Genomic DNA, 11,666 nt, shown 5'->3' with positions numbered 1-11,666 from the left:
GTCGTCGAACGGTCGTGCACCCGGATCAGTCCCTCAGCTCCAGCACGCCGGAGGCGCCGCCGCGGCGGGACGGGGTGCCGTCCAGCGTGGCGTCGTCGGCTATGCGGCCGTCGAAGAAGCTGATGACGCGGTCGGCCGCGCTGGCCAGCCGGGCGTCGTGGGTGACCAGCACGATGGTCTGGCCCCGCCCGTGGAAGCGGGACAGCAGCCGCATCACCTCGCGGGTGCCCTTGCTGTCCAGGCTGCCGGCGGGCTCGTCGGCCAGCAGCAGCGGCGGGTGGTTGACCAGGGCGCGGGCCAGCGCGACCCGCTGCTGCTCGCCGCCGGACAGCTCGCCCGGCATGCTGCGCTCCTTGCCCTCCAGGCCCAGTTCGGCGAGCAGTTCCTCGCGCTCGCCGCGCGCCTTCTTCGGCGGCACGCCCGCGAGCAGCGCGGGCAGCTCGACGTTGTCGGCGACCGACAGGTTCGACACCAGGTTGAAGAACTGGAAGACGATCCCGATGGCCTTGCGGCGCTCCAGCGCCCAGCGGGCCTCGCCGAAGGTGTCCGTGCAGCGGCCGTCGAGCCAGATGCTGCCCCGGTCGGGCCGCTGCAGGCCGCCGAGCAGGTGCAGCAGCGTGGACTTGCCGGCTCCCGACGGTCCGGTGACCGCCACGAACTCGCCGCGCGCCACGCTCAGGTCGACCCCGCGCACGGCGTGCGCGGGCGCGCCCTCGCCGTGGTGGGTCTTGACCAGGCCCTCGGCCCGCAGCACGGCGGCCGGGCCGGGCGTGGCAGACCGGCGGTCATGCGCCTTGGGTCCTGAGGACCGGCCGTCCCTCACTCCAGGTCCTCCAGTTCTTCCTGGCACCGTTCCAGCCAGTCCAGGTCGGCCTGCAGGTGCAGCATCGCGCCCTCGATCAGCAGATGGGCGATTCGGTTGTCCCGGTTCTCGGCGGCGGCCAGCTTCGACAGATCGCGCATGGTGTTGAGGTACTGGCGCCGCTGGCGGTTGATGAGGGCGATCTGGTCGGCGAGACCGGTCTGCGGGGCGAGCGCGAGCTTCATGAAGAACTCGTCCCGGACCCGCGGTTCGTCCTCGGTCTCCTCGAACCAGGCGTGCAGCGCTTCCCGCCCGGCGTCGGTGAGGTGGTAGACCTTCTTGTTGGGCCGGCTGGACTGCTCGACGTCCTCGCCCTCGATCAGTCCCGACTTCTCGAGGCGGCCGAGGGTGACGTAGATCTGGCCGACGTTGGGCTGAGGGTACGCGGAGCCCAGCAGTTGCTCAAGGTCGTGCTTCAGCTCGTAACCGTGGGCCGGGCCGCGCGCGAGCAGTGCCAGGAGGGGCAGGCGCACTCGTGCTGTCCTCCTGTCTACGGCAATGTGCTCCAGGCCCTAGTATCGCCCATACCTAACAGGTATACATGGCCTCTGACCGCGGGCGCGGGTGCCCGGGGCCGGTGTACGTGTTCTGGGAGGAACCTATGCGGTGGATGCGCGCCGCCGGTAGGGGGCTCCTCGTTCTGGCCGTGGTCCTCAGTGGCTACGTCGCCTCCGGCACCCGGAGCGGCGAGGCGGCCGACGGCGGCCGCGGGCCGCTCACCCTCGCGACCGCCGGTGACCTCACCGACTACCTCGACCCGCTGCTGCGGGGCTGGAACCGCACGCACCCCGCCGAGAAGGTCACCCTCGTCGAGCTGCCCGACTCCGCCGACGAGACCCACGCGCAGATGACCACCGACCTGCGCGGCGGCGACCGGGGGCGGTTCGACGTCCTCAACATCGACGTCAACTGGACCTCGGAGTTCGCGGCGGCCGGCTGGATCCGCCCGCTGCCCCCGGACCGCTTCCCGCTGCGCAGCTTCCTGCGGCCGGTGGTGGACACGGCCACGTACGACGGCCGGCTGTACGCCGTGCCGTACGTCACCAACGCGGGGCTGCTGCTGTACCGCAGGGACGTGCTGGCCAAGGAGGGCCTGCCGCCGCCGCGCACCTGGGCCGAGCTGGAGCATGACGCGAAGACCGTCGCGCCCAAGTACGGTCTGGGCGGTTACGCGGGCCAGTTCCTGCCCTACGAGGGCCTGACCGTCAACGCGGCCGAGGCCGTGTACTCGGCGGGCGGCACGATCCTCGGCGACGAGGGCACCCGGGTCACCGTCGACTCCGACGCGGCCCGCGAGGGCATCGGCTTCCTCGCCCGCGGTGTGCGCGAGGGCTGGATCCCGAAGGCGGCGCTGACGTACAAGGAGGAGGAGTCCAAGGAGGCGTTCCAGGACGGCCGGCTGCTCTTCCTGCGGAACTGGCCCTACGCCTACGCCGTGGCCTCGGCCCCCGGCTCCAAGGTGGCCGGGAAGATCGGCGCCGTACGGCTGCCGGGACCGCACGGTCCGGGCAAGAGCGTCCTGGGCGGCTCCAACCTGGCCGTCAACACGCATGCGCGGCACCCCGACTCGGCCGCCCGGCTGATCGCCTACCTCACCAGCGAGCCGGTCCAGCGCCAGGTGCTCACCCGGGGCGCGCTGCCGCCCGTACGCGCCGCGCTCTACGACGACCCCGCGCTCGTGCGGCGGTTCCCCTATCTGCCGATCCTGCGCGACGCCGTCCGCACGGCCGAGCCGCGGCCCAAGAGCCCCCGCTACGACCAGGTGAGCCTCGTGGTGCAGGCGGTCGTGCAGGACGCGCTGACCGGGCACGAGACGCCGGCCGCCGCGGTGCGCCGGCTGGCGCGGGAACTGGCCGCCATCTCCGACCGCTAGTTACTTGTTAGGTAACGCGGACATCTCGCTTGTCTTCAGGATGCCCTTTTAAGTCCTGTTTTGCCGACCCAACTCCTCGGTAGCTCTGTTCTTTTCATTGACACCCTCACGACACGCCTACCTAACATGCATACATGTTGAGTAAGTACCACTGGTGGCGCGACGCGGTGATCTACCAGGTGTATGTCCGCAGCTTCCTGGACAGCACCGGGGACGGCATCGGCGATCTGGCCGGGGTCCGCACCGGACTGCCGTACCTGAAGAAGCTCGGCGTCGACGGGATCTGGCTGAGCCCCTTCTACCCCTCGCCCCAGCACGACCACGGCTACGACGTCGCCGACTACCGCGGCGTCGACCCGGTCTTCGGCGACCTCGCCGAGTTCGACCTGCTGATGACCGCCGCCCGCCGGCTCGGGATCAAGGTGCTGCTCGACATCGTCCCCAACCACTGCTCCAGCGAGCACCCGTGGTTCGCCGAGGCCCTGGCCGCCGGACCCGGCAGCCCGGCCCGGGCCCGCTTCCACTTCGCCGACGGCCGCGGCCCCGGCGGCGACGAGCCGCCCAACAACTGGCACGCCATGTTCGGCGGCCCGGCCTGGACCCGCGTCACGGAGGCGGACGGCCGGCCCGGCCAGTGGTACCTGCACATGTTCACGCCGGAACAGCCGGACTGGAACTGGCGCAACCCCGAGATCCCCGCCGAGTTCGACCGTGTGCTGCGGTTCTGGCTGGACCGCGGGGTGGACGGCTTCCGCATCGACGTCGCCGCCGGCCTCTACAAGCACCCGGACCTGCCCGACTCGGACGACCCGGAGGCCGACGCCCGCGCCCGCGACTCGGTCAACCCGCTCGCCTGGAACCAGCCCGAGGTGCACGAGGTGTGGCGGCACTGGCGGTCGGTGTGCGAGGAGTACACCGCGCGCGACGGCCGCGAGCGGCTGCTGGTGGGGGAGGTCTCGGTCCCCACCGCCCGCGAGCACGCCCGCTACGTCCGCCCCGACGAACTCCACCAGGCCTTCTTCTTCGACCTGCTCGGCGCCCCCTGGCAGGCCGACGCCTTCCGCAAGGTCGTCTCCGAGGCCATGCAGGACATCGCCGGCACGGGCTCCACGGTCACCTGGGTCCTCAACAACCACGACCAGGTGCGCACCGTCACCCGCTACGGCGAGCCCGCCCCCGAGGGCAGCGGCCTCGGCGCCGCCCGCGCCCGCGCCGCGGCGCTGCTGATGCTCGCGCTGCCCGGCGCCGCGTACATCTACCAGGGCGAGGAACTGGGCCTGCCCGAGGTCGTCGACCTCCCCGACGACGTGCTCACCGACCCGATCTTCCGCCGCACCGGGAGCCGCGCCCGGGTCCGGGACGGCTGCCGCGTGCCGCTGCCCTGGTCCGGGCAGGCGTCCCCGTTCGGCTTCACCTCCGGTGTCGAGAGCGCCCGGCCCTGGCTCCCGCAGCCCGACTACTTCGCCGAGTACGCCACCGACCGCGCCCTCGCCGACACCCGCTCCTTCTGGCACCTGTACCGCGACGGCCTCCAACTGCGCTCGGCACTGCCGCAGTTGGGCGAAGGCACGCTGCGCTGGCTGGACTCCCCGCCGGACGTCCTCGCCTTCGCCCGCGGCGACGACCTCGTCTGCGCCGTCAACTTCGGTACGGCGCCCGCCCCCGCGCCGGTCTCCGGCGCACCCCTGCTGTCCAGCGGCCCCTGCCCGCCCGGGGTGCTCCCCGGGTCGACGGCCGCCTGGTGGATCAGCGACGGCACCGCCCTCTGATCCCTCCCCGCTCCACCCTCGTCAGCTCCCCACCCCTGAAGGGACATCAACGATGATGCGACGACGCACCACGCTGCTCACCGGCTGCACCGCCCTCGCCCTGGCCCTCGGCACCACCGCCTGCGGCGGCGGCGGCCCGGTCTCCGCCGGCGGCGGCGACAAGGCGCTCGACGGCCAGACCGTCACCGTGGCCGGTGTCTGGTCCGGCAGCGAGCAGAAGAACTTCCAGAAGGTGCTCGACGCGTTCAGCGCGAAGACCGGCGCCAAGACGCAGTTCACGTCCACCGGCGACAACGTCTCCACCGTCGTCGGCAGCAAGATCGAGGGCGGCAACGCCCCCGACGTGGTGATGGTCCCCCAGGTCGGCGTGCTCCAGCAGTTCGCCAAGAAGGGCTGGCTGGAGCCGCTGTCCGCCACCGCGCAGAAGTCGGTGGACGCGGGCTTCGCCCCCGTCTGGAAGAAGTACGGCAGCGTCGACGGCACCCTCTACGGCCTCTACTTCAAGGCGGCCCACAAGTCGACCGTGTGGTACAGCCCCGACGCGCTCGCCCAGGCCGGCGTCAAGCCGCCGAAGACCTACGACGAGATGCTGAAGGCCGGCCACACCGTCTCCGACTCCGGGCTCGCCGCCTTCTCCGTGGCCGGCCAGGACGGCTGGACCCTCACCGACTGGTTCGAGAACGTCTACCTCTCGCAGGCCGGGCCCGAGAAGTACGACGCCCTCGCCGCGCACAAGCTGAAGTGGACCGACGCCTCCGTCGTCGAGGCGCTCACCACCCTGGGCAAGCTGTTCAAGGACAAGCAGCTGGTCGCGGGCGGTCAGAAGGAGGCCCTCAACACCGACTTCCCCGGCTCGGTGGAGAAGGTGTTCGGGCCCCAGCCCAAGGCCGGCATGGTCTACGAGGGCGACTTCGTCGCCGGTGTCGCCCATGACCAGTTCCAGAAGACCATCGGCAAGGACGCCGACTTCTTCCCGTTCCCCGCCGTCGGCGGCGGCAAGGCCCCGGTGGTCAGCGGCGGCGACGCGGCCGTCGTCCTCAAGGACGGCAAGAACGCCAAGGCCGGCATGAAGCTCCTGGAGTACCTGGCGACCCCCGAGGCGGCGGCCGTCTGGGCGAAGGCGGGCGGCTTCCTGTCCCCGAACAGGAAGCTCGACCTCGCCGCCTACGGCGACGACGTCACCCGCGCCACCGCCAAGTCCCTCGTCGGGGCCGGCGACTCGGTCCGCTTCGACATGTCCGACCAGGCGCCGGCGGCCTTCGGCGGCACCAAGGGCGCGGGCGAGTGGAAGCTGCTCCAGGACTTCCTGCGCGACCCGTCGGACCCGAAGGGCACCGCCGCGAAGCTGGAGTCCGCCGCGGCCAAGGCCTACCAGGACTGATCCGCGATGACCGCCACCACGCTCGTGAGCAAAGAGGCGAGCCCGCCCGCCGCCGGTGCGACCCGCAGGCGTCGCACCCGGCGGCGGGGCCGGATCGTCGCCCTGCTCTTCGTCTTCCCCGCGCTGCTGCTGCTCGGCGCGCTGGTCGTCTACCCGGTGCTGTTCTCCGTCGGACGCAGCTTCTTCGACGCCTCCGGCACCCGCTTCGTCGGCGGCGGCAACTACACCGAGATGTTCCGCGACCCGGCGACCGTCAAGGCCATCCGCAACACCGCCATCTGGGTCGTCGTCGCCCCGGCCCTGCTGACCGGCCTCGGCCTGATCCTGGCCGTCCTGGTGGAGAAGGTCCGCTGGGCCACCGCGTTCAAGCTGCTGCTGTTCATGCCGATGGCGGTCTCCTTCCTCGCCGCCGGCATCATCTTCCGTCTCGCCTACGACGAGGACCCCGACAAGGGCGTCCTCAACGCCGCCGTGGTCTCGGTGCACGACGCCTTCGCGGGCACCTCGTCGTACCCCACGGCACGGGCGCGCGACGGACAGGACCTCACCCGGGGGCGGGACGGCTCGTACCTGACCGCGAACGCCCTGTCCCCGGGTGACTCGGTGGCCCTCGGGCTGGTCGGGGTGCTGCCCAGGGACCTGCCCCGGGGCGCCTCGCCCGCGGCCGCCGCGGCCGCCCGCCGGGCCGCCCCCGGCGAGCTGCGCGGCGTCGTCTACCTGGACTTCACACCCGGCGGCGGAGGCAGGCCCGGCAGGGTCGACCCGAAGGAGAGCGGGCTGCCCGGCATGCAGGTCGAGGCGACCCGCGACGGACGGACGGTCGCGAGCACCACGACCGCCGGCGACGGCTCCTTCCGCTTCACCGGGCTCGACGACGGCTCGTACACGGTGAGGCTGCCGGCCGCCAACTTCGCCCCGCCCTACCAGGGCGTCTCCTGGCTCGGCCCGGCGCTCGTCACCCCCGCGATCATCGGGGCGTACCTGTGGATTTGGACCGGCTTCGCGATGGTCCTGATCGGCGCGGGCCTCGCCGCCCTCCCGCGCGACGCGCTGGAGGCCGCCCGGATGGACGGCGCGAACGAGTGGCAGATCTTCCGCCGCATCACCGTGCCGCTGCTCGCCCCCGTGCTCACGGTCGTCTTCGTGACCCTCGTGATCAACGTGATGAAGGTCTTCGACCTCGTCTACATCATCGCGCCCGGACCGGTGCAGGAGGACGCCACGGTGCTCGCGACGCAGATGTGGCTCGTGTCCTTCGGCGGCGGCAACAACCAGGGCCTCGGCAGCGCGCTGGGCGTCCTGCTGCTGCTCCTGGTCGTCCCCGCGATGGTCTTCAACGTCCGCCGCTTCCGAAGGAGCCAGCGATGAACGCGATCCGGCGCGGCCTGGGCAACGGCCTGGTCCAGGCGTTCCTCGTGGTGATCGGCCTGGTCTGGCTGACCCCCCTCGCGGGACTGTTCGTGTCCTCCCTGCGCTCGGCGCGTGACACCGCCAAGGGCGGCTGGTGGACCGCGCTCGCCAGTCCCGGCCAGCTGTCCTTCGACAACTACTCGGCGCTGCTGAAGAACTCCGGCATGACGCAGGCGTTCTGGAACACCGTGCTGATCTCGGTGCCGGCGACCACCCTGGTCGTCGTCATCGCGGCACTCGCCGGATACGCCTTCGCCTGGCTGGACTTCCCCGGCCGCGAACCGGTCTTCCTGCTGGTCGTCGCCCTGCTGGTGGTGCCGGTGCAGATCGGCCTGCTGCCGGTGGCCAGACTCTTCGGGCAGCTCGGCCTGTTCGGCACCATCCCCGGCGTGGTCCTCTTCCACGTCGCCTACGGCCTGCCGTTCGCGGTGTTCCTGCTGCGGAACTACTTCGCGGAGATGCCGAAGGAGATGCTGGAGGCGGCCCGGATGGACGGGGGCACCGAGTGGCGCATCTTCACCCGCCTGGTCCTGCCGGTCGGACGCCCGGCGATCGCCTCGCTCGCCATCTTCCAGTTCCTGTGGGTCTGGAACGACATGCTGGTGGCCCTGCTCTTCGCCGACAGCTCCGCCCAGCCGCTGACCGTGCAACTCCAGTCCCAGATACGCCAGTTCGGCAGCAACATCGACGTCCTGGCGCCGGGCGCCTTCCTCTCCCTGATCGTCCCGGTCGTCGTCTTCTTCGCCTTCCAGCGGCACTTCGTCCAGGGCGTGATGGCGGGATCGGTCAAGTGACCCCGCCTCCCCCGTCTCAGGCGTACGTCCAGCGCCTGGCGTTGGCGCTGTAGGCGTATGCGCATGTGGGCGGTCGAGGGCCGGTCGGCGGGAAGTCGGCGCACACGACGAGGGCGGCAGGGGAGTCGTCCCCTGCCGCCCTCGTTCCGCGGAGATTTCAGATGGTCACGGCGACGCCGGCGGATACAGCGACCGCGGCAGCTGCGAGGCCGCCGCCGAGTCCAGCAGCCACAGGGTGCGGGAACGGCCGTACGCCCCGGCCGCCGGGGCCTGGATCTCGCCCGCGCCCGACAGGGCGATGGCCGCGGCCTCCGCCTTGTCCTCGCCGGCCGCGAGCAGCCAGACCTCGCGGGCCGAGCGGATCGCCGGGAGGGTCAGGGTGATCCGGGTCGGCGGGGGCTTCGGGGCGCCGTGGACGCCCACCACCGTCCGCTCGGTCTCCCGTACCGCGGGCAACTCCGGGAACAGGGAGGCCACATGGGTGTCCGGGCCGACGCCCAGCATCAGGACGTCGAAGGACGGCACCGCGCCGTGGTTCTCGGGGCCGGCCGCCTTCGCCAGCTCCTGCGCGTAGGCCTCCGCCGCCGCCTCCACGTCCGCGCCGTGCGGGCCGTCGGAGGCGGGCATGGCGTGCACGCGCTCCGGGTCCAGCGGTACGGAGTCCAGCAGGGCCTCGCGGGCCTGCGTGACGTTGCGCTCCGGGTCGCCCTCGGGCAGGAACCGCTCGTCGCCCCACCACAGGTCCAGGCGGCCCCAGTCGATGGCGTCCCGGGCCGGTGCCGCCGCCAGCGCGGCCAGCAGGCCGTTGCCGTTGCGGCCGCCGGTGAGGACCACGGACGCGTGACCCCGGGAGGCCTGCGCGTCCACGATCTTCGTGATCAGGCGGGCCGCGGCGGCCTGGGCCATCAGTTCCTTGTCGCGGTGCACGACCAGCTGAGGAGTGCTCACTTCGCCGCCGCCTTCTTCGCCGGGGCCCGCTTGGCGGCCGCCTTCTTGGCCGGCGCCTTGGCCGCCAGCCGCTCCGGCTCCGCGACCGGCTCGCCGGACCCGTCGACCGAACCCTCGGGGGAGTCGGAAGCGTCCTCGCCCGGCCTCTCGGCGGACGCGGGCTCCGGGACGGTGGCCAGCCGGTCCACGCCGAAGCGCAGCGCCGACGCGTAGGTGTCGTCCGGGTCGAGCCGGCGCAGCTCCTCCGCGATCAGCTCGGCGGTGTCCCGGCGCTTGAGCGCCACCGCGCGGGCCGGCTGCCCGTCGATGGCCAGGGTGGCCAGCGAGCCGTCGGCGCGGTCCAGGACGATCGGACCGCCGCTGGTGGTCATGCGGACGGCGGTCAGGCCCGGGCCCGAGGACAGCGAGCGCCGGACGGGGACGTCCAGCCGGTCCGCGAGCCACATCGCCAGCAGCTCGCAGCTCGGGTTGAACTCCTCGCCCTCCACCTCGACGGCCTCCACCTCGCAGACCACCTGGTCCAGGGCCGCCGCCAGCATCGAGCGCCAGGGCGTGATCCGGGTCCAGGACAGGTCGGTGTCGCCGGGCTTGTAGGTCCCGGCGCGGGCGGACAGCTCCCGCACCGGCTCCTCGGCGGTGTAGGTGTCGGTGACCCGGCGCTGGGCCAGCGCGCCCAGCGGGTCCTCGGCCGGGTCCAGCGGGGCGTTCACCGGCCACCACACGACCACCGGGGCGTCCGGCAGCAGCAGCGGCAGCACCACGGAGTCGGCGTGGTCGGACACCTCGCCGTACAGCCGCAGCACGACCGTCTCGCCGGTGCCCGCGTCCGCGCCCACCCGCACCTCGGCGTCCAGCCGCGAGGACGTGCGGTCGCGCGGGGAGCGGGAGACGCGCTTGATGACCACCAGCGTGCGCGAAGGGTGCTCGCGCGAGGCGTCGTTGGCGGCCTTCAGGGCGTCGTAGGCGTTCTCCTCGTCGGTGACGATGACGAGGGTGAGGACCATGCCGACGGCGGGGGTGCCGATGGCACGGCGGCCCCGGACGAGCGCCTTGTTGATCGCACCGGCGGTGGTGCCGGTCAGGTCTATCTTCATGGCCGGCGCCAGCTCCGTCCGTCTCGTGCGAGCATCTCGTCCGCCTCCACGGGTCCCCAGGTGCCCGACCGGTACTGCGCGGGCTTGCCGTGCTTGTCCCAGTAGCGCTCGATCGGGTCGAGGATCTGCCAGGACAGCTCGACCTCCTCGGTGCGCGGGAAGAGGTTGGCGTCGCCGAGCAGCACGTCCAGGATCAGCCGCTCGTAGGCCTCCGGGCTGGACTCGGTGAAGGACTCGCCGTAGGCGAAGTCCATCGACACGTCCCGGATCTCCATCGAGGTGCCCGGCACCTTGGAGCCGAAGCGGACCGTGATGCCCTCGTCGGGCTGGACGCGGATGACGACCGCGTTCGAGCCCAGCTCCTCCGTCGCCGTGTGGTCGAAGGGGGAGTGCGGGGCCCGCTGGAACACCACCGCGATCTCGGTGACCCGGCGGCCAAGGCGCTTGCCGGTGCGCAGGTAGAAGGGGACGCCCGCCCAGCGGCGGTTGTCGATCTCCAGCTTCACGGCCGCGTAGGTGTCGGTCTTCGACTTGGCGTCGATGCCGTCCTCTTCGAGGTAGCCGATGACCTTCTCGCCGCCCTGCCAGCCGGCCGCGTACTGCCCGCGCACCGTGGAGCGGCCCAGGTCCCTGGGCAGCCGTACGGCACCGAGCACCTTGGTCTTCTCGGCCGCCAGCGCGTCCGCGCCGAAGGAGGCCGGCTCCTCCATCGCGGTCAGCGCGAGCAGCTGGAGCAGGTGGTTCTGGATGACGTCACGGGCGGCGCCGATGCCGTCGTAGTAGCCCGCGCGGCCGCCGATGCCGATGTCCTCGGCCATGGTGATCTGCACGTGGTCCACGAAGGACCGGTTCCAGATCGGCTCGAACATGGTGTTGGCGAAGCGCAGCGCCAGGATGTTCTGGACGGTCTCCTTGCCGAGGTAGTGGTCGATCCGGAACACCTGGTCCGGCTCGAACACCTCGTGCACGACCTTGTTCAGCTGCTCGGCCGACGCCAGGTCGTGCCCGAACGGCTTCTCGATGACCGCCCGCCGCCAGGACCCCTCGGTCTGGTCGGCGAGGCCGTGCTTCTTGAGCTGCTGGATGACCACCGGGAAGGAGCGCGGCGGCACCGACAGGTAGAAGGCGAAGTTGCCCCCCGTGCCCTGCGCCTTGTCCAGCTCCTCGATGGTGGCCCGCAGCCGCTCGAACGCCTCGTCGTCGTCGAAGGTGCCCTGGACGAAGCGCATCCCCTGGATGAGCTGCTGCCAGACCTCCTCACGGAACGGGGTGCGCGAGTGCTCCTTGACCGCGTCGTGGACGACCTCCGCGAAGTCCTCGTGCTCCCAGTCGCGGCGGGCGAAGCCCACCAGCGAGAAGCCCGGCGGCAGCAGACCCCGGTTGGCGAGGTCGTACACCGCGGGCATCAGCTTCTTGCGGGACAGGTCGCCCGTGACACCGAAGATGACCAGACCCGACGGCCCCGCGATACGCGGGAGCCGTCGGTCGGCCGGGTCACGAAGCGGGTTCGCTCCGGAACCGGAAACGGGTGACAA

At 71.9% G+C, this 11,666-nt stretch carries 10 protein-coding genes; 5 read left to right on the top strand and 5 right to left on the bottom strand.

Going from position 1 to position 11,666, the window contains the following annotated elements; genetic code table 11:
• Window positions 1-25: 25 nt before the first annotated feature.
• Window positions 26-754, bottom strand: a complete 729-nt coding sequence (locus B446_RS10055; protein WP_043475216.1) for an ABC transporter ATP-binding protein — start codon at window positions 752-754, stop codon at window positions 26-28.
• 65 nt (window positions 755-819) lie between these two features.
• On the bottom strand, window positions 820-1,335 hold the full coding sequence (locus B446_RS10050; RefSeq protein ID WP_020939317.1) for a PadR family transcriptional regulator: 516 nt from the start codon (window positions 1,333-1,335) through the stop codon (window positions 820-822).
• 128 nt (window positions 1,336-1,463) lie between these two features.
• Here B446_RS10050 and B446_RS10045 point away from each other — a divergent pair, with 128 nt between their 5' ends.
• The 5 genes from B446_RS10045 (at window position 1,464) to B446_RS10025 (ending at window position 8,089) form a co-directional block, all read left to right on the top strand.
• Window positions 1,464-2,735 carry an ABC transporter substrate-binding protein gene (locus tag B446_RS10045; RefSeq protein WP_043475212.1) on the top strand — a complete coding sequence of 424 codons (1,272 nt, stop codon included), beginning with the start codon at window positions 1,464-1,466 and terminating at the stop codon, window positions 2,733-2,735.
• A gap of 134 nt (window positions 2,736-2,869) precedes the next feature.
• Complete coding sequence (locus B446_RS10040) at window positions 2,870-4,504, top strand: glycoside hydrolase family 13 protein (protein ID WP_020939315.1); 1,635 nt, start codon at window positions 2,870-2,872, stop codon at window positions 4,502-4,504.
• A gap of 52 nt (window positions 4,505-4,556) precedes the next feature.
• On the top strand, window positions 4,557-5,885 hold the full coding sequence (locus tag B446_RS10035) for an ABC transporter substrate-binding protein (protein ID WP_020939314.1): 1,329 nt from the start codon (window positions 4,557-4,559) through the stop codon (window positions 5,883-5,885).
• A gap of 6 nt (window positions 5,886-5,891) precedes the next feature.
• The gene (locus tag B446_RS10030) at window positions 5,892-7,253 is read left to right on the top strand and encodes an ABC transporter permease subunit (protein WP_020939313.1); all 1,362 of its coding nucleotides are present in this window, start codon (window positions 5,892-5,894) and stop codon (window positions 7,251-7,253) included.
• On the top strand, window positions 7,250-8,089 hold the full coding sequence (locus B446_RS10025; RefSeq protein ID WP_020939312.1) for a carbohydrate ABC transporter permease: 840 nt from the start codon (window positions 7,250-7,252) through the stop codon (window positions 8,087-8,089). Before B446_RS10030 ends, B446_RS10025 begins: the two co-directional genes overlap by 4 nt.
• A 165-nt stretch (window positions 8,090-8,254) precedes the next feature.
• On the opposite strand, the gene pgl is transcribed toward B446_RS10025, so the two are convergent.
• The 3 genes from pgl to zwf are packed head-to-tail and all read right to left on the bottom strand — an operon-like array spanning window position 8,255 to window position 11,666.
• Window positions 8,255-9,037 (bottom strand): 6-phosphogluconolactonase, encoded by a 783-nt coding sequence (gene pgl / locus B446_RS10020; RefSeq protein WP_020939311.1) that lies wholly within the window; start codon window positions 9,035-9,037, stop codon window positions 8,255-8,257.
• Window positions 9,034-10,131, bottom strand: coding sequence for a glucose-6-phosphate dehydrogenase assembly protein OpcA (opcA, locus tag B446_RS10015; protein ID WP_020939310.1), 1,098 nt, complete (start codon window positions 10,129-10,131; stop codon window positions 9,034-9,036). The genes pgl and opcA overlap by 4 nt, the downstream gene beginning before the upstream one ends.
• Window positions 10,128-11,666: a glucose-6-phosphate dehydrogenase gene (gene zwf, locus B446_RS10010; RefSeq protein ID WP_020939309.1), complete on the bottom strand. Its 1,539-nt coding sequence runs from the start codon at window positions 11,664-11,666 to the stop codon at window positions 10,128-10,130. The genes opcA and zwf overlap by 4 nt, the downstream gene beginning before the upstream one ends.

The sequence above is a fragment of the Streptomyces collinus Tu 365 genome, assembly GCF_000444875.1.
GTDB classification, from domain to species: Bacteria; Actinomycetota; Actinomycetes; order Streptomycetales; family Streptomycetaceae; genus Streptomyces; species Streptomyces collinus_A.
Note: the sequence above shows the minus strand (reverse complement) of the source record. Positions and strands in the feature narration are given on the sequence as shown.

Excerpts from the sequence above, each read along its gene's own strand:
- B446_RS10045 (WP_043475212.1), top strand. The coding sequence starts at position 1,464 with ATGCGGTGGATGCGCGCCGCCGGTAGGGGGCTCCTCGTTCTGGCCGTG.
- B446_RS10040 (WP_020939315.1), top strand. The coding sequence starts at position 2,870 with ATGTTGAGTAAGTACCACTGGTGGCGCGACGCGGTGATCTACCAGGTG.
- B446_RS10035 (WP_020939314.1), top strand. The coding sequence starts at position 4,557 with ATGATGCGACGACGCACCACGCTGCTCACCGGCTGCACCGCCCTCGCC.
- B446_RS10030 (WP_020939313.1), top strand. The coding sequence starts at position 5,892 with ATGACCGCCACCACGCTCGTGAGCAAAGAGGCGAGCCCGCCCGCCGCC.
- B446_RS10025 (WP_020939312.1), top strand. The coding sequence starts at position 7,250 with ATGAACGCGATCCGGCGCGGCCTGGGCAACGGCCTGGTCCAGGCGTTC.
- opcA (WP_020939310.1), bottom strand. The coding sequence starts at position 10,131 with ATGAAGATAGACCTGACCGGCACCACCGCCGGTGCGATCAACAAGGCG.